This window comes from Ruegeria sp. HKCCA0235A (genome assembly GCF_013033235.1).
In the GTDB taxonomy this organism is placed as follows: Bacteria; Pseudomonadota; Alphaproteobacteria; order Rhodobacterales; family Rhodobacteraceae; genus Ruegeria.
Genome location: NZ_WQDQ01000009.1, coordinates 41,293 through 64,996 on the forward strand (window position 1 = coordinate 41,293; position 23,704 = coordinate 64,996).

The window sequence follows — 23,704 nt, forward strand, 5'->3', positions numbered from 1 at the left end:
ATACTGCCAAATCGGAATTTTGTTCACCCCTGAACGTTAATTATCCGGCATTGGCGGTGGCGTGTAACCCTCCCATTTTCCCGCTTTGACTTTGTCGGACGGCTCTTTTTCTTTTGAACGTTGGGCAGTGATGTACTCGTCGCTCACAGCAGGTGGCAACGCATAGTCATCAACACTCGCTTCCCGAACAACGATCTTGTCCTTGGTCACGTTGATCACCTGAAGATCTCGCGCGAGTGTGAGCGGTCCATCGTAAGTCGAACGGACACCTTCCAAAATCGCCTGATAATTCTCGGGTGAAAGAACAGAATGATACCCCAGCGCCATACGCGGTTCGACCGCAGACATCACTTTGCCAAACGCCGCAGGTTCGGTATGAACGCGCGTGGCTACATAGGTTGCCTGTTTCATGTCCCAGCCAAAATATGGGGCCAAAGCATCAGGTGGCAGAAAAGCCTCGTGAGAAGCGATATCCGCCCCTTTGGCATATTCTACATACCATTTGTTTGGGTAAGTATCTCCGCCAAAGACGTATTTCAGCCCATTCCATTCCAGAGAATAACTCACCGAGCCATCTAGGCTGTGGATGGCAGGCCAGGACCGGATAGTTACGTCGTTCTCCTGATAAACGATCTCGTTTTCCTGCATGTAATCGAATTCGGTAACTTCAAGCTTGGCACCATCATCCGGCAGCGCCCCCGTACGTGTGGCCAGATCCCAAGCATAGGCTTTTGACATTCCTTCTACATAGGCTTTGGTGCCCAGTTCATCCTCTGATCCGGACGGGCCGAAGACGCGGAGCGGAGTATATCTGCCCGAAAGCCAACCCCCAACATGAAGACCCATGAAGTCTCCAACGTGGTCTACATGCAAATGACTGAAAAAGACCTTATCGACCTTCGCAAAATCCGGTCTCAATGAAAACAAGTTTCCAGTTGCACCCGTGCCCACGTCAAACAGGAAAACGTCTCCATTTCCTAGTTCAACATAAAATGAAATCGAAACGGCAGCTTTGGTTTGGTTGGGCATCCCCGTCCCCAATGCAGTGATACGCATCTCATCCGCGCCAAGGATTTCAGTGTTGGGAAAGTATGACGCGGGATAAACACCATTTTCAATTGCAGAAGCAGTTCGACCAGTCGGCAGCGCGTTTTGCGCTGAAGCGGTGCCAGCCAACGACAAACCCAATGCCAATAGTGCGCCAGTCGTGGAATTCATAATGCTATTCATTGATCCCCCCCTTTTCTGCATGTTGCTTAGGAGAGCACGATGTCGTGAACTACCAGTCAACCATAGACTTCTCTACGGTAAGTCCATAGACTGCTCTATGTCAAACAAAGAATGCTGTAATCTGAATGTCAGAAACTATCACCCGAGCCTCACCCAAAAACGCCGCGACCAAAGAAGACTGGATATTGCTGGCTTACAAAGTCCTGAACGAGGGCGGCGTTTCCGCGATAAAAGTCGTACCAATGGCAAAGCGACTGAACCTGACAAGCGGTAGCTTTTATTGGCATTTCAAAAACGTCCGTGAGCTTTTGGATGAGGTTCTCAGATATTGGGAGCAGGAACTGACTGACAAAGTGATCGCACAGGCAAAGACATTTGGCGGCCCCCCGGAAGACCGAATTCTTCTTCTTATGAAAAAGGTCATTGAAGAGGACGCCGCATTGCCTGATCACGCTGTCTCAGTCTGGGCGAATACCGATGAGAAGGTGAAAGAATCGTATCAAAGAACCATCGGCAAACGCTTCCAATTTGCCGCCTGGATGTTTGAACAGGCCGGTTTCTCGAATGAGGAAGCGAAAGCGCGTGGAAGACTCATGGTCACGTCGCTAATGGGAGACTCTTCGACTGGTCTGAAGGCGCAAGGCGATTGGGAAAAGGTCATCGAACGGGAACACGCAATTCTTGTCGGAAAGTAGAAAAAAAGTCAGGATACTAGCCAGATTAGGATGCTTGCTGGAAACGGAACACTAGTTTTACCAGCCTCATGACCCATTGGATTAAGTTATGCGGCGTGATTCACGGTTCGAAAACGAGCGATTAACATGTCTGATCACTTCTGACTAACGGACACGCAGATGGCGCGTCTTGAGCCTTTCTTCCCGCGGTCCCACGGGAAACCTCGCGTCGATGACAAGCGTGTTTTGAGTGGGATTATATTCATTAATCGTAACGGGTTAAGATGGCGTGATGCACCCAAGGAATACGAGCCACACAAGACCTTGTACAACTGTTGGAAGCGGTGGAGTGATAAGGGCATCTTCGCGGAAATGATGATGGGCCTGTCCGCCGATCACGGCGAAGAAAAGACCGTGGTGATTGATGCGACCTATCTGAAGGCGCACCGCATGGCATCCAGCCTCGGGGTCAAAAAAGGGGGCGAGGACGACTGATACACTGCCTGGCAGGCGCATCTACAGGATGCTGCCGAGAGGGGACGCACCAAAGGCGGCATGAACACGAAGCTAAGCGCCATCTGTGACAGCCAGGGGCGCCCGTTGAACTTCTTTATGACCGCCGGTCAGGTCAGTGATGATACCGGTGCAAAGGCCCTGCTAAACGGTCTGCCGGACGTGGATTGGCTGCCTGGAGATCGTGGATATGATGCCGATTGGTTCAGAGAAGCGTTACAAGACAAAGGGATAAAGGCCTGCACACCTGGTCGAAGACAGCGAAAGAAGCCCATCCGATACGACAAGCGACGCTACAAACGTCGCAACCGTATTGAGATCATGTTCGGCAGGTTGAAAGATTGGCGGTGAGTTGCAACACGATACGCCCGCTGCCCGAAGGCTTTCCCGTAAGCAATCGCACTCGCGGCTATCGTCATATACTGCTTATGAGCCCTGAGGCCAGCGCTTGTAATTCCAACTCTCGAACCTTGCTAAGTTCCACCTCGCGCAACTTACGTGCCGTTGCTTTGTGCTAAACACCTCCAAGGCTTCTGGTGATGTTTCGACCAAAAAGTTTGCCCATCTCTGGATCAGTGGTGCCCATTAAAAATTTGGGCGTAGACATCCTAACCCGCCAAGCCGTACCGGGTCCGCTTGGTTGCTCAAGGTTCCTATCATTACTCATGGCCTGCTTTTCGTGTTTAAAATTCGTCGTGTAAGTCCACCACCCCCCGTGACACCACGCACGCCAAATGATCACTAAAATAAAGACTTACAAAAACTGGCGACCCCGGCAGGATTCGAACCTGCAACCTGCCCCTTAGGAGGGGGCTGCTCTATCCAGTTGAGCCACGGGGCCGCGCCCTGCCTTCTGTAACCGGGATTTTCCGGGTTGTCATCGCCTTTGCACAATTGTTGTACACACCGACCTGTTCACGCTAGCATCGGACAAAACAACTACGCAGGTGCCTCCCGTGAACAGTGAAACCAAACGCCCGCTTACCCTTCGTGATGTGTCCGAGGCTTCCGGTGTCTCAGAGATGACGGTGAGCCGGGTTCTGCGTAACAGGGGGGATGTTTCCGACGCCACCCGCACCCGCGTTCTGGCCGCCGCAAAAGAGCTGGGATATGTCCCCAACAAGATCGCGGGCGCGCTGGCATCCAGCCGGGTCAACCTGGTCGCGGTAATCATCCCCTCGCTTTCGAACATGGTATTTCCCGAGGTGATGACCGGCATCAATCAGGTGCTCGAAGATACCGAGTTGCAACCCGTGGTTGGAGTGACGGATTATCTGCCCGAAAAAGAAGAAAAAGTGCTGTACGAGATGCTCTCGTGGCGACCCTCGGGCGTGATCATTGCCGGGCTGGAACACACTGACGCGGCCCGCGCCATGCTGGATTCGGCGGGCATTCCGGTGGTCGAGATCATGGACACCGACGGCAAACCTGTCGACGCGATGGTGGGCATCTCGCATCGCCGCGCCGGGCGCGAGATGGCGCAGGCGATTCTGAAGGCCGGGTATCAACATATCGGCTTCATGGGCACCAAGATGCCATTGGATCACCGTGCCCGAAAACGCTTTGAAGGGTTTACCGAAGTGCTGGGCAAACACGGGATCGAGATTGAAGATCGCGAGTTCTATTCCGGTGGCTCTGCCCTGGCCAAGGGGCGCGAGATGACACAGGCCATGCTTGATCGGTCGCCCGATCTGGATTTTCTTTACTATTCCAACGACATGATCGGCGCCGGTGGTCTGTTGTACCTGCTGGAGCAAGGCGTGGATATTCCGGGGCAGATCGGTCTGGCCGGGTTCAACAACGTGGAACTTTTGCAGGGTCTTCCGCGCAAATTGGCGACGATGGATGCCTGTCGTCTGGATATAGGACGTCAGGCCGCGCAGATCATCGCTGAACGCCTGAAGGACCCGGATTCCGAAATCGAGACACGGGTCACGCTGACCCCCAAGATCAGCTATGGCGATACCCTGAAACGACGATGAATACGCCCCTGAAGCGGCTCGACAACCGGACGGCCCGCGCCATTTTTCTGGATCGCCATGCTTTGGCCGAACGGCCCGCGGGCGCGGCCAAGGGCGCCGGGCTTCTGGACCTTGTCCAGCGGTTGGGATTCGTGCAGCTTGACAGCATCAACACGGTTGCCCGCGCTCATGACATGATCCTGTTTTCCCGACGGCCTGCGTATCGCAGCGCCAACCTGAAAAGGCTCTATGAAAGGGAAAAAGCGCTGTTCGAACACTGGACACATGATGCGGCCGTGATCCCGATGTCGTTCTATCGGCACTGGCATCTGCGCTTTCAGCGTGATGCGGATCTGTTGAAGGCCCGCTGGAAGAACTGGCGGCGGGATGGGTTCGAGCAACAGTTCGAGACTGTCTTGCAACACATCCGCGACCACGGGCCCGTGTGTTCGTCAGACGTTGGCAAGGATGAAAAGAAAGGCTCGGGCGGTTGGTGGGACTGGCACCCGTCAAAAACCGCATTGGAGTTTCTGTGGCGTTCCGGGGCCCTGACCGTTGTGGGCCGCGACGGGTTTCAGAAACGGTATGATCTGACTGAACGTGTGATCGAAACCCGCCTGTGCCCCGGGAACATGGCCTGTGATGCGACGGCGACCGTGGATTGGCTGTGCAACGCAGCGCTGGACCGGTTGGGCTTTGCCACGTCCGGCGAGCTGGCCGCGTTCTGGGGCACGGTTACCACCGCCGAAGCCAAAGACTGGTGTGCCACGGCGTTGGCTCAAGGCAATATCGAAGAGATCGAGGTCACTTGCGCCGATGGACGCCTGCGCAAAACTTTTGCCCGCTCTGAATTGATGGATCGGGCAACCGACTTGCCGCGACCGCCCGGTCGGATCCGAGTGCTCAGCCCGTTTGACCCCATGCTTCGGGACAGAAACCGGGCCGAGCGGCTGTTTGGCTTTCACTATCGCATCGAAATTTTCGTGCCCGAAGACAGGCGCACATATGGGTATTACGTCTTCCCCTTGCTTGAAGGCGATCGATTGATCGGCCGGATCGACATGAAGGCGCATCGCGATCGCGACCTGCTGCATGTCAAAGCGCTCTGGCCCGAACGCGGAGTGCGCTGGTCTGACGCCCGCACCCGCCGCCTGAACGCTGAGCTGGACAGGGTGCGTAGGCTGGCAGGCGTCACGCATGTAGAGTTCGCAATTGACTGGCTGAAAGACCCTAAATAGGGTCTATTCGACGTCAGACAGCGTGAGCTGAATCGGCTCCAGCCCATCGATTTCACCAGTCAGAACATCTCCTGCTACAACCGGGCCCACGCCAGCGGGCGTGCCGGTCAGGATCAGATCGCCGGGGCGCAGATGGTAAAAACCGGACAAGTGCACAACGATTTCGTCTATCTTCCAAATCAGCTCTTCCAGTGTCGCGTTCTGGCGCAGTTCGCCGTTTACACTGAGGCGGATGTGTTTGTTTTCGTCCGGTGACCAGGCAGCGGTGGGCGTCAGCGGTGCGAATACCGCTCCGTTTTCGACGTCTTTGCCCAGATCCCAGGGTCGCTGCTTGTTTCGCTCGCGGATTTGCAGGTCGCGGCGGGTCATATCAAGCGCACAGCCATAGGCGTAGACAGCATCCCATGCCTGCGCACGGGTGGTCCGAAACACAGGCTTTCCAATCGCCAATGCCAATTCCATTTCATGATGGTAATTCTCGGTCCCGGCTGGATACGGGACGGTCGAACCAGTCAGAATCGCGTTTGGCGCAGATTTGGTGAAATAGAAAGGTGCTTCGCGATCCACTTCATTCCCCATCTCGGCAGCATGGGCCGCGTAGTTTCGACCGACGCAGAAAATGCGCCCAACAGGATACCCTGCGGTCTCGCCAACAATGGGGATGATGATTGGATCGGGAAGGGAAAACACACTGTTCGACATGTTGGTTCCTGAATATTGCTTTGCCGTCATCTTACGCCTGCCAGAACAGTCAGCAAGCCGGGAAAGCGCGCTGGATTTCGCCGCTATCCAAGAGTTGTTTCAGCGCGAACCTGCTCAATTCTGACCTGAAAGAAAACCGCCGTATCAAAACAAGTGCATATCCGTCTTTATGGACGCATCAAGGTACAAACAAATCGGGTTAACACTTGGCTCAGACGAAAGTCGGGCTAGGTACTGAGGAAGACTGGTTTGACGCATCCATCTTATGAGATGCGAAGACAGCAACACCGCGCCCTTGGCACCATAAGCGACCAAAGTGACGCGAGGAAACCACTTGCGGACCCACGTAACGATCGGCAATTGCCTAAGTCTGTTTCGGAGAGCATAGGTGCATGGCCCTTCCCCCAAGGGCCGAAAGACCCTAGTCAGAGCCACATTTCCGGCTCTTCAATACTCCGATGCGCAGGCCGGACCGTCAGGCAAGGCGTGACGCAACCGGCCTCAGGCCAGGCCTAACCCAAATCCAAGTCTGGCCACCCCGTCGGAGATCGCCCCTAAAATCTCCGGCGGGGTCCTTGCAGATGACACCCATGTTCTGCGACCGGCATCAGGTATCCAGGTCGTTCAACTCGTTCAGAAGATCCAGCAACAATTCGTGTTTTTCCGGCCCCAGAAGGGAACGAATGCGTTTCGCCTGTGCCATGCTGGCGGGCTGATTGGCATGAATGATCTGAACGCCACGCTCACCGATCTCGACAATCTGGCGACGCCGGTCCGCCGGATGGCATCGTCGGGAGATCAGGCCGCGATGCTCCAGTTTCTGCAATATCCGTGTCAGGCTTGGCAACAACAGACAGGCGCGTTCGGCAATATGCGTCGGTTCCTGCGGGCCTTCTTCGTTCAATACGCGCAACACGCGCCACTGCTGTTCGGTGACACCGGCGTCGGCCAGCATTGCTCGGATGGGTCCCATAACCTTTTCCCGCGCCCGCAAAAGCGCAATGGGCAAAGATCGCGACGTCAGTGGGAGGTCGTCGGTCATGCCAAAATTATCGCCGAAATCCGTGATTTACGCAAGGGAACCCTCGGCTTTCGGTTTTAAGCACAAGAACCGCAGGGTCGCCGCCACCCTTGCGTGGCGCGCCTTTGCCGCCGTCAATCCGATGACGCCAAATTGCATTAAAACTGGACAATTTCGCGCCACGGAAGAAGATGTGGAAACGGCCACTTTCGCGACCACGTCGCGCCGAAGATTTTGCAACAAAGGAAACAGTATGGCTGCGCAGCAAAACGCGTTCAAACAGGCTCTGAAAAAGGGAAAAACGCAGATCGGGTGCTGGATGAGCTTTGCCGAGCCCGCAGCGGCCGAGATGATGGGAACCGCGGGTTTTGATTGGCTGGTAATCGATGGAGAGCATGCCCCTAACGATATCCGGTCGATCCGGGACCAGCTTCTGGCACTTGCGGCAAGCGACTCTCATGTGGTTGTGCGGGTTCCCGTGGGTGAGACCTGGCTAATCAAGATGGTTCTGGATGCGGGTGCTCAGACCATTCTGGTTCCGATCGTGGAAAGTGCCGAGCAGGCGCAAGATCTGGTTCGGGCCTGCCGTTATCCCCCTGCCGGTGTCCGTGGCGTGGGCGCGATGGCATCGCGGGCGACGATGTACGGATCGGTCGGAGATTATATTCAGACCGCAGATCAGGAGATTTGTTTGTTGTTGCAGGTGGAAACCCGCGCCGGAATTGCTGCTCTGGACGACATCCTGGATGTTGAAGGCGTGGATGGCGTATTCATAGGCCCTGCTGATCTGTCGACCGATATGGGCCATCAGGGCAACAGCGCGGCACCCGAGGTGCGCGCGGTTATCCGGGATGCACTGACGCGGATCAAGGCCGCAGGCAAAGCGCCGGGCATTCTGGCCACAAATGACGAGGCCCGTCAGGCATATCTGGATATGGGCGCACAGTTTTTGGCGGTTGGCATTGATGTGATGCTGCTGACGCAAACGGCACGTGATCTCGCCGCACGATGGAAAGCCGACTAACCGCTCAACGGACCATGGCCGCTGCGGCTTGGGCGTATCCGCCCGAGGCACCGTCGACGAAATGCACATGATCGTCCCGTGTGGCCGACGGGACGAAACAGGTCATCATCGCCTCGTCCTGCACGTGCAGACCGTATCGGATTTTGCCGCGCCCGCGCGCTTCTTTCAGCAAGTGTTCGATCTGTCGCAAAGTGGCCGGGTCACAATCCAACGTCATCTTCAGGCCATCATCGAACTTGCGGAAATCGGCATTGCTGCTGACCATCATCCTGTAATGTTCGGGTTCAAACTGTCCCAGCTTCTTGCCTGTTTTGAACAATATCGCGATCAGCAGGTTCTGAAACAGAAGAACGAGCTTGTGCAGAAACAAATTCCGCCCGTTGCGCGAAACATGCGCGTCAATGTCGAGGCCGGGGGGCGGCCACGTCATGGGCGGACCATTCGTCGGCACCGGATGACCTGCGCGCTCCAGCTCTTCTGACGCGGACAGAACCGATTGCGCAAGGTCGGCAAAGTCGCGTTCAGTTGCCGACGCAGTGGGTTCAACAACCAGTGACACGATCTGACCGTGCCGCGCCGGGCTGTTGGACCATCTGCATGACAGGCCTGTCAGGTCCGGCTGCGCACCCGGTTCGGCAGGCGCGATCATATGATGACCCGCTTTCATCTCTGCTTCGGCCCAGGCCAAGCCTCCGCCAGAGAACATGGCATAATCCACCCCGGAAGAGGGCGCAAAACGAGCGACGCGCAAGTCCCTGCCTGCTTTTCGGATATCCGCCACCGACACCAGCGCCGCACGCAACGGCATGGAAAACTCTTCTTCCGCCCAGCGCCGCATGGCTGACAGAGTATCCCGCGCTGCTTCAATTTCGCTGGGGGGGATCGCAAACGCCGCCCCGTCGCCGCCAAAGACATAGGGAAACAACTTGCCGCCCATCGCGTTTATCATCGCCGAGATAACAGCAGCCCCCACGGTGTTGACGGTTTTGTATCGTCCCCGCGCGATCTCGCCGGTTGAATCGACTATGTCAGCAACCCCCAGAAACCAGTCGTCGGGCACCGGCGAAAACTGCGCCGGGTCCGCCAGACGGGTGAAATCCCTCAGCAGGGGCAGGTTTTCGTAAAATGCGGAATGGAGGTCTTTCATTTTCCCCCTCGAAATCAAACTTCTGGCAATGATAGCCGGAATGCGGCCCGAGTCCTCGTTTTGAAACATAGTACACATGCTTGTGCGTTGCATCATTGCGTGCCAAGCATTCCTTTCGGATGAGCGAAAAAGAGGCGGGATATGCAGGCGGGTTTGGTGGTTTTGTGCCTGGGCTATGTGCTCAGCCAGTTTTTCCGTGCATTTCTGGCTGTGCTCAGCCTGGATCTTGAACGCGATATCGGCGCTACACCCGAAGATCTGGCCTTTGCATCCGGCCTTTGGTTTCTGGTGTTCGCTGCAATGCAAATCCCGGTCGGCTGGGCGCTGGACAAGGTTGGGCCCAGGCTGACCGCAGCCGCGCTTCTTCTGGTTGGCGGTGCAGGAGGATCCGCAATTTTTGCGGTCGCGACCTCACCGTTGCATGTCAGTGTTGCCATGGGCCTGATCGGGGTTGGGTGCTCTCCGGTTCTGATGGCTTCTTACTTCATCTTTGCCCGCGAATACCCGCCCGCGAAATTCGCGACACTGGCCGCCGTCATGCTGGGTGTTGGCTCGGTGGGCAATCTCGTGGCCTCTTATCCGACTGCGCTGGCTGTCGAATGGATGGGATGGCGCGCCACCATGGTTGGGCTGGCCGTGATATCTGCTGCGATTGCTTTGGGTATTTGGCTGAGCCTGCGTGACCCAGCAAAGGTTGATACGGAACACAAGGGTTCACTTCTGGACCTGCTGAAAGAGCCTGCACTGTGGCTGATCATGCCTTTGATGCTGGTGGCCTATGCGCCCTCTGCCGCGCTGCGCGGGCTATGGGCCGGGCCGTATCTGAACGATGTCTTCGGGCTCAGCACCACCCAGATCGGCACCGCGACTCTGGTCATGGGGTCTGCGATGATCGTCGGTACCTTTGTCTACGGACCGCTGGATCGCGTCTTCGGCACTCGGAAATGGGTTATCTTCACGGGCAACGCGCTGGGTGTCGTGGCACTGACCCTGCTTTGCGTTTGGATCGACCATGCCACATGGCTGTCCGTTCTGCTGTTGGCCATCATTGGGTTCACCGGGGCCAGCTTTCCGGTCATCATGGCCCATGGTCGGGCCTTCGTTCCCCCCCATCTGGTGGGCCGAGGCGTGACCCTGTTGAACCTGTTCGGGATCGGAGGCGTCGGCCTTGCCCAATTCGTCACCGGCCGCGTCCACGCGGCCACGGTAGACATCAGCCCCTCTGCACCCTACACAGCGATATTCGGCTTTTTTGCCATCTCGCTTGCCATTGGTTGCGTGATCTATCTATTCAGCCGGGACAGCGTCGACTGACGCTAACCCCGTCAGGAGAGCCCATGTCTGACCCGCGCGTCATTGCCCCCAATCTCAAACGCAGGCTTTCGGGCGTGACGGCAACGATTGCGCGGCTGGTGCCGTTGCAGGTGCAATGGATCGACATTGCAGCCACTGGTCCGGGCCTGCCTGCCGATATCCCGCATATCCCGCTTGGCCGCCTACCCTTTCTGTCGCGCAAAACCCTGCGCGTCTGGCACGCCCGCCGCAATACCGAGATGCTGTTGGGTCTGTTCCTGCGCAACATCCTGCGGCTGCGGCTGAAACTGGTGTTCACCAGCGCGTCGCAACGGGCGCATACGGGCTATACCAAATGGCTGATCGACAAGATGGATGCCGTGGTCGCAACCTCGCGCAAAACCGCCGGGTATCTGGATCGGGATGCACAGGTGATCATGCATGGCATCAACCTACAGGACTTTACCTCGCCCGAGGATAAAATGGCCGTTCGCACCCGGTTGGGCCTGCCTGATGGCCTGCTGCTGGGTTGCTATGGCCGCATCCGCCACCAGAAGGGTACTGACGCCTTTGTGGATGCAATGATCGACCTATGTGGCCGCTTTGACGATGTGCATGGCATCGTCATGGGCCGCGCCACGGAACAACACACCACCTTTCTGTCCGAATTGAAAGACAAGGTCGCGGTGGCGGGCCTGTCCGACCGTATCCTCTTCATGCCCGAGGTTACAGTCGACCAGATCGCCGAATGGTATCAGGTTCTGGACCTCTTCATCGCACCCCAGCGGTGGGAAGGCTTCGGCCTGACCCCGTTGGAGGCGATGGCCTGCGGCGTACCCGTCGTGGCCACCGATGTCGGTGCGTTCTCTGAGATCGTCACCGACCCGTCATTGGGCCATGTAGTGGAGCCCGGCGATGTCCCGGCATTGGCCGATGCCGCCGCCCGGATGCTGGAAAACCGCGATTCCCTAGCGCAATCCGGCCTCGCCGCCCGCACCCATGTCGAGCAGAATTTCGACATCCATCGCGAAGCAAAGACCCTTGTCGCCCTCTACGAACGGCTTTTGACCGACACCTGAGGCGATGCGCCGCGTCAAATCGGTGTCATCAGACGAAATCTGACCCGAAAACCCTTTTTTCTTTGCTGCAACGCGGCTATGAACGCGCGTCCTTAACTTTGGAGACATGAAATGGGCTATCGCGTCGTTGTCGCCGGCGCCACGGGTAACGTGGGCCGCGAAATGCTGAACATTCTGGCAGAACGCCAGTTCCCGGTCGATGAACTTGCCGTGCTGGCAAGCCGTCGTTCGCTGGGTACGGAAGTAAGCTTTGGCGGCAAGACACTGACCACCCAGGACATCGACACCTTCGATTTCACCGGCTGGGACATGGCCCTGTTCGCCATCGGCTCGGACGCAACCAAGACCTATGCCCCCAAGGCGGCTGCGGCTGGCTGTGTGGTGATCGACAACTCGTCGCTGTATCGCTATGACCCCGAGATCCCTCTGATCGTGCCGGAATGTAATCCGCAGGCGATCCACGACTACAAGAACAAGAACATCATCGCCAACCCGAACTGTTCGACCGCGCAGATGGTGGTGGCACTCAAGCCGCTGCATGATCGCGCCAGGATCAAGCGCGTCGTGGTGTCGACCTATCAATCGGTGTCGGGCGCGGGCAAGGAAGGCATGGATGAACTTTGGGATCAGACCAAGGCGGTTTATAACCCCACCACAGACGTGCCGCCGAAGAAATTCCAGAAGCAGATCGCCTTCAACGTCATCCCGCAGATCGACGTCTTCATGGAAGACGGCTCGACCAAGGAAGAATGGAAGATGGTTGTCGAGACCAAGAAGATCGTCGATCCGTCGATCAAGGTCACCGCGACCTGTGTCCGCGTGCCGGTTTTCGTCGGCCATTCCGAGGCTGTGAACATCGAGTTCGAGGAATTCCTGGACGAAGACGAAGCCCGCGACATCCTGCGCGAAGCACCGGGCATCATGGTGATCGACAAGCGCGAAGCGGGTGGCTACGTCTCGCCCGTCGAATGCGCGGGCGATTTCGCCACGTTCATCAGCCGTATCCGCCAGGATTCGACCATTGAGAACGGTCTGAACCTGTGGTGCGTCAGCGACAACCTGCGCAAGGGCGCCGCCCTGAACGCGGTGCAGATCGCGGAACTTCTGGGCCGCGAGGTTCTGAAAAAGGGCTGACATCCCGATTTTCGTCAAAGCTTGAAAACCAGGAAACCCGCTGATTGTTCAGCGGGTTTTTTTGCGTTTTCCAATAGCCGGTTTACAGACGACGTGACGGTTCGGTCAGGTTGCTGATGCCAACGGAAATACTGCATGGTAGGTGTCAAAGATGGGCCGGCCAACATCAACCAAGCACGATCCAATACCCTACGCCCTTGCCGGGGCGGGAGTGTTCTTTGCATCCATCTGTTTTGGCTTTGTACCCTATTTCAGCCGAGGTCTCACTGACCAGGGACTCGCGCCCTACGCAGTTGCGTTTTATCGGTACATTTTGACGGCGATCCTATTGTTGCCCACCCTTTTTAAGCATCGTTCAAACCGGCGGGAATTAGTCTGGGGTATGGCTGCGGGGGCAGTCATGGGGCTTGGGTGGGTCGGATATGTTACCGCACTTGAAACAGTGCCAGCATCAACGGTGGGTGTTCTTTACATGACCTACCCGGTGTTTACGATCATCATCGCTTGGGCGATATTCGCCGATCCGCCGACGCGGCGCAGCCTTGTTGCGGCCGGTTTGATTGTTCTTGCGGCAGGCATTGCAGGGTCTCCGGCATCCGTACCGATTGACCAAATTCCAACGTTGCTTGTCTCTTTGGCTGCACCTTTCGGATTTGGCTTCGGCATATGCGTGCTTGTACACCGTCTTTCGCGAATTGCTCCTTTGGCCAGGATAGCGTCGGTTTCGTTGGGATCGGTCGTCGGGCTAACCCCTTTGATTATCTCTTCGGAAATTGACGAAGTCCTGCCATCAGGCGGCAGTGACTGGTTTCTGATCGTCGGGATCGGTCTTATGACGGCACTGGTTCCCCAGCTGATTTACACCGTCTGTTCCCCTGTCATCGGGGCATCGCGCACGGCCGTTTTCGGCAGCATTGAACTGCCGACAATGTTTGCCGTGGGCGTATTTGCCTTCGGTGAAACAATCACAGGTGCGCAAGCAGTGGCCTGTGCCTTGGTTTTGAGCGCCATTGCACTTGCACAAAGTCGCGCAACACGAACGGTTACCACCGTGATCAGCAGTCAACGTCACAGGTGAGTCCGCGCCCGAGGTGGCCCGTCAATGCGCTCAGCAGAACCGGCTCGGATCACCTCTCCCACCAAATCGGCACCTTCCGGTCCATCACCCGCATCCATCATGGCTGCGCTATGTACCTCGGCTAGGGTACAGTCTTGCGCCCGGTGAAAATCGCCAACCTGTTGACAAAACCAGACACGCTTGCCACCTAAAACTGAACCTTGTTCGTGGCGGATGTCAGAAGTCCGGAAAAAATACTGCCCGGTGCAGGGAAAAAGAGGCAGGGCATGCACATTTCGACCAGACGCAGGATTGCCAGAACCTTGACCATCGGATGCACATGCGTTCTGATGATACTGGTCGTCATTGGCTTTACGGGGCAGGTTTTTGCCGTAGGAGATTCAATCGCTCTGCTCCGGCCTCAGGCTGGTGTTTTGCTTCTCCCCTGCGCGGTAATTCTTCTTTTCATGCGCGCCAGATATCTTGCATTGGCCACTTTGGTCTTTTCCGGGGTGGCCATCGGATCCATCGCGGCCAGCGTTGCCGCACCCTCGGACGATTGCGACGACTCCTGCCTGACGCTGTACCAGAAGAACCTGATGAGCAAAGCCTGGCCCCGGTATTCGCTCGCCGATGATATCCTTGAATCAGGCGCGCAGATCGTGACCTTGCAGGAAGTCTCCAGCCACAATCGCAAGTACATGAGCAATCTGTTCGAGCATTATCCCGAACAGGCGATCTGTGAATTCCGTCCTGAACAAAACGTCGCCATCCTGACGACCTTGCCGATTGTCGAGAATTCCGAGTTCTGTCTGCAAGGTTATGGGCTTGTGGGGTTACAGGTCAAAGCGCCCGGCGGTGACTTGGTCTGGGTTGTTTCAGTTCATCTGAACTGGCCATTTCCTTACGACCAGTCCAGGCAAAGCCAGGTGATTGCCGACCGCATCAGCCAGCTTGAAGGACCGGTTCTGATTGCCGGGGATTTCAATATGGTCCCCTGGGGCGAAAGCGTCAGACGGATCGGAGCAGCCGCAAACAACCAAAGTTTTGGAACCGTCCTGAACACCCACAACCTCGGCAGTTGGAAAATCCCATTGCCGATAGACAACCTGTTGTTCCCCAAAGGCACAACCGGAACGGTTGAGCTGCGCCCCTTCATGGGATCCGATCACCTGGGAAAGCTTGCCCGGTTTCGACTGGGCTAGGACTTCGGTCAAGCACGCCGACGCATGCTTCCATACAAACAAGCGGCCTAGCTTTGGTTTTCAACCAGTGCTTTCAGATTGGTCAGACCACGGTCATAGTCCTCGCCCACCCACGTATCCATCATCAACCCCATCCAGCGGGACATGGGGTTCAGGCCCAGATCCGAGTCAAACCCCCAGGTCACTCTGGTTCCCGCCCCGTCAGGCTCAAGGACGAAGGACGCTGTGGCAGTACCCATCGGGCCAAAATCCAGCGCCGTTTTGACCCGTTGGTTTTCCACGCTTTCGACGATTACCTGTGATCCCGTACCGACCTGCGGGTGATCCGACGCCCAGTTCAGAGTGTTTCCGACCCCGGCGGCAGGGCCGGAATAAGTCAATTTGGTTTCGGGGTCCCGGTGCAGCCACGGAGACCACTTTTCGGTTTCCTGCATCGAATTCACGTAAGGAAAGATGGCGCTTGGCGGCGCGTCGATCGCGATGCTACGCGAAACTTCCGCCTTTCCCGGCAACAGATAGGAAACCGCGACCAGAACCAGAATACAAACGACCAATCCAGCGAAGATGCGCTTGATGACTTTCATGGCAGGCTCCGATCTTCAGGTGTAATGGGTGGAGTATACCAAAAACAGCCCTGAATCAGAGCCGCCATTGTTGTTTCGGATTTCCAGCTCTGTCGCCGTCAGACCGGGACGAACTTTTTTTGGTAAGGATCATAGCTTTCAAGCCCGCCTGCGCCGATATCCGTCCACAAGCCGTGCAAGCTCAGCGCGCCTTGATCAACGGCTGACGAGACGAAGGGGAAGGTCATCAGGTTTTCCAGCGAAGCGACAACCGATTGACGTTCGAACTGCCGGGCCTGTTCGACACCGTCCTCGATATCCGCGACCAGTTCGAATTTCGGCTTCAGAATATCCATCCAGCGGCCAACAAAGCTGTCCTTGGCATCCAGCTGCGGCGCCTGCCCCTTGCACATGTCGATGCAGCCCTGCACGCCGCCGCATTGCGAATGCCCCAGCACGATCAAATGAGCGACCTTGAGCGCCGTTACGGCATATTCGATGGCGGCGCTGGTGCCGTGGTGGTCCCCGTCCGGAGCATAGGGCGGCACCAGATTGGCGATATTGCGGTGAATAAAGAAATCGCCCTGGTCAGCGCCGAACATGGACGTGACGTGAACCCGGCTGTCGCAGCAGGATATGACCATGGCGCGGGGGCGTTGCCCTTCATCGGCGAGACGGCGATACCAAACCTGGTTTTCCGAATATGTTGTGGCCTTCCATCCGTGATACCGTTTTACAAGGTAGCTCGGCAGAGGTTTGGCAAATTCCATTTCAATGTCCCCGTTCTTGTCGCTGACGGATGATCTAAACCGAATTCAAAGAAAATTCGAGCCATTATCCAGTTTCCCTGCAAGGTTTTGCAAAGGAATTTTCTGCCAGGATCAACACCGCGCCGTGGGGGCGTTTGAACTAGGGTGAATGTGGTGGAAAAGATTATCACGCTTGAACACAAGGAATCCGTCCGTCTGGACTCGGATCAATTAAGCGGGCTGTACCGGCAACTTGGCGACAAGAATGCGCTGGATGTTCTGTGTCGCACGGTCGAAGAGCTTGCCGTGCGCCTGTCAAACTGCGAACGCTACTGGCGTCGGCGCGAATGGGCGGACCTGCGCAAATGCGCCAGGTCACTGGTCGCTATATCCGAACAGATCGGGATGACGGCCCTGGCCCAGGTGGCGGGTGACGTGGCCCACACCGTCGATGCCGGTGACGCCGTTGCGGCGGGCGCGACGCTTGGGCGTTTGATCCGCGTGGGCGAACGATCGCTGACCGCCGTCTGGGACCAGCAGGACCTTTCCGTCTGACAGGGGTTGCGGGCAGATCATGCGCGGCTAGTCTGTGCGCAGAAACCATCAGCCGAGACGCCCATGACCCTGTCCTTCGCCCCATCCTCTGACCCGTCCATACCGCTTCATGTGATTGCGCAGCCGGATTTGGAGAGTTGGTTGCAGGACCAGCCGGATACCGTCCGGGCCTGGGTTGCCGCAAACGGGTTTACAGGTGCGATGGGGCAGACCCTGCTGGCGCCAGGCGCGCATGGCGCGGTTGATTTTGTGCTGGCCGGGTATGGAACAGCAGACAAGCGCGCGCGAAAAAGGTTCCCATTGGCCGCCGTAGCCATGGCATTGCCCGAAGGAACCTATCATATCGCGTCCGGCATTCCCGCTGATCGTCTGGAGATGGAGTGTTTGGGCTGGTTGATGACAGGCTACGCCTTCGACCGCTACGCGTCTCAATCCGCTGGAACTGCGGCGCTGGTTGCGCCCGAAAGTGTCGACGCCAACCGTATCGAAACGATGGCCAATGCCGAAGTTCTGACCCGCGATCTGGTGAATACGCCAGCCTCGGATATGGGTCCTGAGCAGTTGCAGCAGACGGTCGAGGCTCTGGCCAGCGAATTCGGTGCCGCGTGCAGCGTGATCAGCGGCGCGGCCTTGCTGGAACAGAATTTTCCCATGATCCACACCGTAGGGCGCGCCGCCGAACAGGCCCCCCGGCTGATCGAGCTGAATTGGGGCAGCAGCGGCCCCAAGCTGACTCTGGTCGGCAAGGGGGTGTGTTTCGATACGGGCGGATTGAACCTGAAACCGGGCGCATCCATGGGTCTGATGAAGAAAGACATGGGTGGCGCGGCCAATGTGTTGGGGTTGGCGCGGATGATCATGCAGCTGGGTTTTCCCCTGCAATTGAGGGTCCTGATACCGGCGGTCGAAAACGCGCTTGCGGGAAATGCCTTCCGCCCTGGTGACATCCTGACCTCTCGCAAGGGACTGACGGTCGAGATCAACAATACGGATGCCGAAGGGCGTCTGGTGCTTGCTGATGCGTTGGCGCTTGCTGAAGAAAGTGAGCCTGATCTTGTGATCTCGATGGCGACGCTGACCGGGGCCGCCCGTGTGGCTGTAGGCCCCGATCTGGCACCGTTCTACACCGATGATCAGCGCTGCGCGTCTGCCCTGTCGCATGCCGCCGAGGCTTCGGCTGATCCGGTCTGGCGCATGCCGTTCCACACGCCCTATGAAGCGATGATTGAACCCGGCATCGCCGATCTGGACAACGCGCCGTCGGGCGGGTTTGCAGGGTCGATCACAGCCGCCCTGTTTCTGCGCAGATTCGTGGGCGCATGCCGCTACATCCATTTCGACATCTATTCCTGGCAGCCCAGCAAAGAGCCGGGACGCACCAAGGGCGGTCTGGGTCAGGGGCCACGTGCCGTGCTGACGGCGTTGCCGGAGATATTGGGACTGTGACACGCCATCGAGTTTCCGCATCCGTTGTCGATTTGCTGCGCAGCCCAGACGGACCACGCGACCGGCAATTGTTGTTCGGCGATACGGTTCGGATCGAGGAAACAAAGAGCGGGTGGAACAGAGTCATCGCAGACAAAGACGGGTATACCGGCTGGTTGCGATCAGATCAGCTGACGGCGGATGCGCCTGCGACGCATTGGATCACGGCGCCTGCAACGCACGCCTACCAGGAAGCGGATTTCAAAAGCCGCGATCTGGTGTCGCTGAGTTTCGGAAGCAAAATCCAAGCCAAGACCGAGACGGACCGGTTTGTTGAAACCGAACTGGGATATATCCCAAAGGTACACACGGCGCCGATGACCGCAAAGCCTGACGACCCGGTCGAAGTGGCCCAGCTGTTTCTGGGCACACCCTATTTGTGGGGTGGCAACAGCCGGTTCGGCATCGATTGTTCCGGGTTGGTGCAGGCGGCGCTTTTGACTTGTGGCCTGCCGTGCCCCGGCGACAGCGGCGATCAGGAACGCGCTTTGGGCAAAACCGTGATCGAAGGAGCCCCTGCGCAACGGGGTGATCTGTTGTTCTGGAAAGGGCACGTGGCCTGGGTTTCGGGCCAAAACATGCTTTTGCATGCGAACGCCAGTCATATGGCGGTGGTATTCGAACCAATGGATCAGGCGATCCGCCGCATATTGGATCAGGGTGACGGGCCCGTCACGGCCCACAAAAGGCTCTAATCCGGGTTTACGGCCCGGATCAGCTTGCGTTCCAGCACCCGCAGGACTGCCCGCAGATCGTGGCCGCGTTTCAGGATGCGGCCATCCATTCCTATGACGGAATACATTCCCTGCCGGGACCTCAGGCGCGGGTGCTTTTCGACGCGGTAGATCGGATGTTCTGCGGTGCGCCGAAAAATCGAGAACACCGCCATGTCGCGCAGGTTGGAAATACCGTAGTCACGCCATTCTCCGGCGGCGACCATCCGACCATAAACGGATAGGATTTGAGACATCTCATGCCGGTCGAAAGCCACGGGCATCTGCGCTGCGCTTGCCGAGAACCGGCTGGGAGGCTGCATATTCATACCTCCAGCCTTGCCGGAAATCGTGTTTGAATCAAGCCTGATGCGCAGTTGTCCTACAATTGCGACACAAGTGTTACCGTCGGCCTACCTGACGGCAGATCAGGATTACAGGCAACAGACCTACCGCCAGAATGACCAGCGAAGGCACGGCGGCGCCCTCCAGCCTCTCGTCCGAGGCCAGCCGATACGCCTGCACCGCCAATGTGTCGAAATTGAATGGGCGCATGATCAGCGTGGCGGGAAGCTCTTTCATCACGTCTACGAACACGATCAGCAGGGCCGTCAGCAGAGAGGGGGTCAGAATCGGCAGGTGAACCCGTCGCAATGTTCCCAAAGGCGTCTGACCCAGTGAACGGGCTGCGGCATCCATATTCGCATGTACAGTGCTTTGGCCCCCCTCATAGGCGCTAAGCGCGGCAGCCAGGAAACGCACCATGTAAGCAGCGACCAGCAGCCAGATCGAACCTGTCACCAACAGCCCCGTGGACACGTCGAAGGTCTGTCGCATCCAGACGTCCAGCGCGTTGTCAAAACTCGCAAAGGGGACGATCAAACCAACTGCAATGACGCCACCGGGAACGGCATATCCCAGACGCGCCATATATGCGGTCGCAGACGAGGCGCGCCCGGGCCTCAGACGTTGAAAGAAACCGACACTGATCGCCGCAAAGACGGTGATGACCGCCGCCGTACCAGCAAGTATCAACGAATTCTGGATGAAACCGATATAACGCTGCGACAGCAGGCTCTGTTCGGAGTCCAGGCCCATCTCGACCAGAATGATGACAGGCAGCAAAAAACCGAAAAGAACGGGTATTGCACACAGCAGAAATGCCCCGCAGGCGCGCAGACCCGTCAGATTTGCCGCCGGTTGCGCCACATGCTGTTTCCCCGCCTGATAGTATTTTGCCTTGCCACGCTGGGTGCGCTCGGCCACGGCCATGATCAGGGCAAAGACCAGCAGGCACAGGGCCAGTTGCGCCGCTGCCGCACGATCGGCCATGGAAAACCAGCTTGTGTAGATCCCGGTGGCAAAGGTCTGCACACCGAAATACGACACGGTTCCGAAATCTGCGATGGTCTCCATGACGGCCAGCAGAACGCCGCCTGCAATGGCGGGTCGCGCCATCGGCAGTGACACGCGCCGAAAAGCCAGCCATGGATTGTTGCCCAGAGCCCGCGCCGCCAGAAACGCGGTTGCGCTTTGTTGCAGGAACGCAGCCCGTGCAAGCAGATAGACATAAGGGTAAAGCACCAGGATCAACATGACCGCCGCACCCTCGGTCGAGCGGATTTCCGGGAACCAATAGTCGCGCGGGCCCCAGCCCGTTACATCACGCAGCGTGCTTTGAACGATGCCCGGGTGATCCAGAATGAAAGTGTAGGCATAGGCCAGAACATAAGCCGGAAAGGCCAGCGGAAGGACCAGTGCGATCTCTAGAAACCGCACGCCGGGAAAACGGGTCATCGTTACCAGCCAGGCCGCCCCGGTGCCGATGCTGAACGTGCCGGCCGCGACCAGGACCACAAGAATCAGGGTCGTCGCGATATAGCCAGGCAGCACCGTCTCCATCAGGTGCGAGATCGTGTCCGTTCCTCCGGTTACAGCCGCCAGGACCACGGCGATCATCGGCAAAAGGCATGCGGCAGCCACGACATAGGCGATCCCCGCCAGCAGTCGGGTACCGCGTACACCGCGATTGCGCGATCCGTTCTGTGAAAACTCGATTTCGGCCATCATCCCGGCTTGTGATTGGCAAAGGCGAAGGGTTCGCCTTTAATCGACCAAAAAGCTCGGAAACACCAGTGCATCGGTCAACAAATCTGCGGCACAATCTGCCGCAGACCTGAAAAACACCACTATTCGTAGACGCGCTGATCCTCGATCACCACCCCGTCCTTGGGAAGGGATCCGGGTGCCACGACCTCGATCGCACCTTTCAGTTTCAACAATTCGGCCACTGACTTGGCGTATGCCGGGTCGTCACCGCGTGGGCTTTCGATCCGGACAGTCATCGTGTCCATCTCACCTTGGCGGGCTGCGATGACGCGGGCTTTGACGATTTCCTCATGCTTGTCGACCAGGGCCGCAACCTGTTCCGGGCGTACGAACATTCCCTTGATCTTGGTGGTCTGATCGGCGCGACCCATCCAGCCTTTGATCCGGGTGTTGGTCCGGCCACAGGGCGAGACACCCGGCATGACTGCAGAAAGATCCCCTGTCGCAAAGCGGATCAGCGGGTAATCCGGGTTGAGAGAGGTCACGACAACTTCGCCCACCTCGCCCGGCTCTACCGGGGTTCCGGTTCCGGGCGTCACGATTTCGACGATCACGTGTTCGTCGATGATCATCCCTTCCATCGCGGCGCTTTCATAGGCGATGTTACCCAGATCCGCCGTCGCATAGCATTGCAGGCACGAAATACCGCGATCCCCATATTCCTGACGCAGGGACGGGAACAGCGCGCCACCACCAACAGCGGCCTTGGAGAAATTCAGCGAAACGCCCATCTCGTCGGCCTTGTCCAGGATGACCTTTAGATAATCAGGAGTGCCCGCATAGGCGGTGCAGCCAACGTCACGCGCGGCTGTCACCTGCAGTTCGGTCTGCCCGGTTCCCGCTGGCAAAACGGCAGCACCAACTGCGCGGGCACCGTTTTCAAAGATCATGCCAGCCGGCGTCAGGTGATAGCCAAAGCAGTTCTGAACAATATCGCCAGCTGCAACACCAGCGGCATGCAGGAACCGGCCCATACGCCACCAGTCGTGATCGGTGCTGCCCGGTTCATAGATCGGCCCGGGGGACTGGAACACGTGATGAAAGTGGCGCGCAGGCTTCACGGTGAACCCACCAAAAGGGGGGCGCTCCGTCTGCGCGCGGATCAGGTCCGACTTGCGCAGCACCGGCAGCATCGGCAAATCATCTGCCGAAATCACCTTGTTAGTGTTTGAATCAGAAAAATGTGCAGCAAACCCGGGTGCCGATGCAGCACGCTTGATCTGCTCTACCAGAGCTGCAGCCTGATCCGAAGTTCGTTCGTCCGCCGAGCGTGTTTCGAGTGCGTCGAAATAGGTCATCGCGATATCCTCCATCCGCTCACAGCCACCTCTTGCGGCGACGATAGGACCGCACATCGCGAAAACTCTTGCGGCCTTCGTCAGACATGCCGAGGTAGAATTCTTTGACATCCGGATTCTCGCGCAGTTCTGCGGCCGGGCCATCCATCACAACGCGCCCGGATTCCAGAATGTATCCGTAATGCGCGAACCGAAGGGCGACATTTGTGTTCTGCTCGGCCAACAGGAACGATACGCCCTCTTTCTCGTTGAGATCTTTCACGATACCGAAAATTTCTTCGACCAACTGCGGCGCCAGTCCCATCGAAGGTTCGTCCAGCAGGATTGTCTCGGGGCGCGACATCAGTGCCCGGCCCATGGCGACCATCTGCTGTTCACCACCCGACGTATAACCTGCCTGCGAGCGGCGGCGCTCTTTCAGGCGGGGAAAGTAATTGTAGACCAGTTCCAGATCCTGCTGGATCGCTGCGCTGCCGTCCTTGCGGGTATACGCGCCCGTCAGCAGGTTTTCTTCAACCGTCAGGTGTTCGAAACAGTGACGGCCTTCCATCACCTGAATCACGCCTTTTTCAACCAAAACGGCGGGGTCGCTTTCGTGTACGTTTTGGCCACGATACTTGATCGTGCCTTTCGTGACCTCGCCGCGTTCTGAATGCAGCAGGTTAGAGACTGCTTTGAGCGTGGTCGTCTTGCCCGCGCCATTGCCCCCCAGCAAGGCCGTAATACCGCCCTTGGGCACAGTCAGGCTTACGCCCTTCAGCACGAGGATCACGTGGTTGTAGATCACCTCGATATTGTTGACCTCAAGCAGGGTTTCCGCCTGCACGTCAGTGGTTTGTGCCGCATCAAGCATCAGCGCGTGTCCTCATGCCTGTCCCCTTCGGGACTGTTCGTGAGGAGCGGCGGCAAACCGCCGCTCCGGTTGTCTGCACCGCCCCGGAATGTCCGGGGCGA

Annotated in this window: 22 protein-coding genes, 1 tRNA gene and 1 pseudogene; 13 read left to right on the top strand and 11 right to left on the bottom strand. The window is 57.6% G+C overall.

Going from position 1 to position 23,704, the window contains the following annotated elements:
* Positions 1-36 precede the first annotated feature (36 nt).
* Positions 37-1,230: a guanitoxin biosynthesis MBL fold metallo-hydrolase GntH gene (gene gntH, locus GOW56_RS15615; protein WP_171206454.1), complete on the bottom strand. Its 1,194-nt coding sequence runs from the start codon at positions 1,228-1,230 to the stop codon at positions 37-39.
* 125 nt (positions 1,231-1,355) lie between these two features.
* On the opposite strand from gntH, the gene GOW56_RS15620 reads away from it, so the two are divergent.
* Together GOW56_RS15620 and GOW56_RS15625 are read left to right on the top strand one after the other, a co-directional pair.
* The gene (locus GOW56_RS15620; RefSeq protein ID WP_171206455.1) at positions 1,356-1,925 is read left to right on the top strand and encodes a TetR/AcrR family transcriptional regulator; all 570 of its coding nucleotides are present in this window, start codon (positions 1,356-1,358) and stop codon (positions 1,923-1,925) included.
* A gap of 126 nt (positions 1,926-2,051) precedes the next feature.
* Positions 2,052-2,810, top strand: a pseudogene (locus GOW56_RS15625) (IS5 family transposase).
* A 371-nt stretch (positions 2,811-3,181) separates the two neighbouring features.
* Here the strand turns inward: GOW56_RS15625 and GOW56_RS15630 are convergent.
* Positions 3,182-3,258, bottom strand: a tRNA-Arg gene (locus GOW56_RS15630).
* A gap of 115 nt (positions 3,259-3,373) precedes the next feature.
* On the opposite strand from GOW56_RS15630, the gene GOW56_RS15635 reads away from it, so the two are divergent.
* Positions 3,374-4,399 carry a LacI family DNA-binding transcriptional regulator gene (locus GOW56_RS15635; RefSeq protein WP_152459531.1) on the top strand — a complete coding sequence of 342 codons (1,026 nt, stop codon included), beginning with the start codon at positions 3,374-3,376 and terminating at the stop codon, positions 4,397-4,399.
* Complete coding sequence (locus GOW56_RS15640; protein WP_171206456.1) at positions 4,396-5,616, top strand: winged helix-turn-helix domain-containing protein; 1,221 nt, start codon at positions 4,396-4,398, stop codon at positions 5,614-5,616. The genes GOW56_RS15635 and GOW56_RS15640 overlap by 4 nt, the downstream gene beginning before the upstream one ends.
* Before the next feature lie 3 nt (positions 5,617-5,619).
* On the opposite strand, the gene GOW56_RS15645 is transcribed toward GOW56_RS15640, so the two are convergent.
* Both GOW56_RS15645 and hpaR read right to left on the bottom strand, forming a co-directional pair.
* The gene (locus GOW56_RS15645; protein ID WP_171206536.1) at positions 5,620-6,318 is read right to left on the bottom strand and encodes a fumarylacetoacetate hydrolase family protein; all 699 of its coding nucleotides are present in this window, start codon (positions 6,316-6,318) and stop codon (positions 5,620-5,622) included.
* 607 nt (positions 6,319-6,925) lie between these two features.
* Entirely contained in the window at positions 6,926-7,360 is a 435-nt protein-coding gene (hpaR, locus tag GOW56_RS15650; protein ID WP_171206457.1) for a homoprotocatechuate degradation operon regulator HpaR, read from the bottom strand.
* A gap of 232 nt (positions 7,361-7,592) precedes the next feature.
* Between hpaR and GOW56_RS15655 the strand changes: the two genes are divergently transcribed.
* Positions 7,593-8,363, top strand: a complete 771-nt coding sequence (locus tag GOW56_RS15655; protein ID WP_171206458.1) for an aldolase/citrate lyase family protein — start codon at positions 7,593-7,595, stop codon at positions 8,361-8,363.
* Positions 8,364-8,367: 4 nt separating this feature from the next.
* Here GOW56_RS15655 and GOW56_RS15660 read toward each other — a convergent pair whose 3' ends face one another.
* Entirely contained in the window at positions 8,368-9,510 is a 1,143-nt protein-coding gene (locus GOW56_RS15660; protein WP_171171417.1) for a DUF3095 domain-containing protein, read from the bottom strand.
* A 141-nt stretch (positions 9,511-9,651) separates the two neighbouring features.
* On the opposite strand from GOW56_RS15660, the gene GOW56_RS15665 reads away from it, so the two are divergent.
* The 5 genes from GOW56_RS15665 to GOW56_RS15690 all read left to right on the top strand — a co-directional run bounded on the left by GOW56_RS15665 (position 9,652) and on the right by GOW56_RS15690 (position 15,278).
* Entirely contained in the window at positions 9,652-10,824 is a 1,173-nt protein-coding gene (locus GOW56_RS15665) for an MFS transporter (protein ID WP_171206459.1), read from the top strand.
* Between the two features lie 23 nt (positions 10,825-10,847).
* Positions 10,848-11,882, top strand: coding sequence for a glycosyltransferase family 4 protein (locus GOW56_RS15670; RefSeq protein ID WP_171206460.1), 1,035 nt, complete (start codon positions 10,848-10,850; stop codon positions 11,880-11,882).
* 111 nt (positions 11,883-11,993) lie between these two features.
* The gene (locus GOW56_RS15675; protein WP_171206461.1) at positions 11,994-13,016 is read left to right on the top strand and encodes an aspartate-semialdehyde dehydrogenase; all 1,023 of its coding nucleotides are present in this window, start codon (positions 11,994-11,996) and stop codon (positions 13,014-13,016) included.
* 151 nt (positions 13,017-13,167) lie between these two features.
* Positions 13,168-14,094 carry a DMT family transporter gene (locus GOW56_RS15680; RefSeq protein WP_171206462.1) on the top strand — a complete coding sequence of 309 codons (927 nt, stop codon included), beginning with the start codon at positions 13,168-13,170 and terminating at the stop codon, positions 14,092-14,094.
* A 266-nt stretch (positions 14,095-14,360) separates the two neighbouring features.
* On the top strand, positions 14,361-15,278 hold the full coding sequence (locus tag GOW56_RS15690) for an endonuclease/exonuclease/phosphatase family protein (RefSeq protein ID WP_171116815.1): 918 nt from the start codon (positions 14,361-14,363) through the stop codon (positions 15,276-15,278).
* A gap of 47 nt (positions 15,279-15,325) precedes the next feature.
* Here the strand turns inward: GOW56_RS15690 and GOW56_RS15695 are convergent, their stop codons facing one another.
* A complete protein-coding gene (locus tag GOW56_RS15695) occupies positions 15,326-15,862 on the bottom strand; it encodes an SRPBCC family protein (RefSeq protein ID WP_171206465.1) in 537 nt (178 codons plus the stop codon).
* 98 nt (positions 15,863-15,960) lie between these two features.
* Positions 15,961-16,611, bottom strand: coding sequence for a carbonic anhydrase (locus GOW56_RS15700; protein WP_152459543.1), 651 nt, complete (start codon positions 16,609-16,611; stop codon positions 15,961-15,963).
* 144 nt (positions 16,612-16,755) lie between these two features.
* On the opposite strand from GOW56_RS15700, the gene GOW56_RS15705 reads away from it, so the two are divergent.
* From GOW56_RS15705 to GOW56_RS15715, 3 genes are all read left to right on the top strand, one after another.
* Positions 16,756-17,145 carry a hypothetical protein gene (locus tag GOW56_RS15705; RefSeq protein WP_171116810.1) on the top strand — a complete coding sequence of 130 codons (390 nt, stop codon included), beginning with the start codon at positions 16,756-16,758 and terminating at the stop codon, positions 17,143-17,145.
* A gap of 63 nt (positions 17,146-17,208) precedes the next feature.
* Complete coding sequence (locus tag GOW56_RS15710) at positions 17,209-18,591, top strand: M17 family metallopeptidase (protein WP_171206466.1); 1,383 nt, start codon at positions 17,209-17,211, stop codon at positions 18,589-18,591.
* Positions 18,588-19,325, top strand: a complete 738-nt coding sequence (locus GOW56_RS15715) for a C40 family peptidase (RefSeq protein WP_171206467.1) — start codon at positions 18,588-18,590, stop codon at positions 19,323-19,325. The genes GOW56_RS15710 and GOW56_RS15715 overlap by 4 nt, the downstream gene beginning before the upstream one ends.
* On the opposite strand, the gene GOW56_RS15720 is transcribed toward GOW56_RS15715, so the two are convergent.
* The 4 genes from GOW56_RS15720 to GOW56_RS15735 all read right to left on the bottom strand — a co-directional run bounded on the left by GOW56_RS15720 (position 19,322) and on the right by GOW56_RS15735 (position 23,603).
* On the bottom strand, positions 19,322-19,672 hold the full coding sequence (locus GOW56_RS15720; protein WP_117871396.1) for a DUF2794 domain-containing protein: 351 nt from the start codon (positions 19,670-19,672) through the stop codon (positions 19,322-19,324). The genes GOW56_RS15715 and GOW56_RS15720 overlap by 4 nt on opposite strands.
* A gap of 73 nt (positions 19,673-19,745) precedes the next feature.
* Positions 19,746-21,410: an iron ABC transporter permease gene (locus tag GOW56_RS15725; RefSeq protein ID WP_171206468.1), complete on the bottom strand. Its 1,665-nt coding sequence runs from the start codon at positions 21,408-21,410 to the stop codon at positions 19,746-19,748.
* Between the two features lie 122 nt (positions 21,411-21,532).
* On the bottom strand, positions 21,533-22,750 hold the full coding sequence (locus GOW56_RS15730; RefSeq protein ID WP_171206537.1) for a phenylacetate--CoA ligase family protein: 1,218 nt from the start codon (positions 22,748-22,750) through the stop codon (positions 21,533-21,535).
* Positions 22,751-22,769: 19 nt separating this feature from the next.
* Positions 22,770-23,603: an ABC transporter ATP-binding protein gene (locus tag GOW56_RS15735; RefSeq protein ID WP_152459549.1), complete on the bottom strand. Its 834-nt coding sequence runs from the start codon at positions 23,601-23,603 to the stop codon at positions 22,770-22,772.
* Positions 23,604-23,704: the final 101 nt, after the last annotated feature.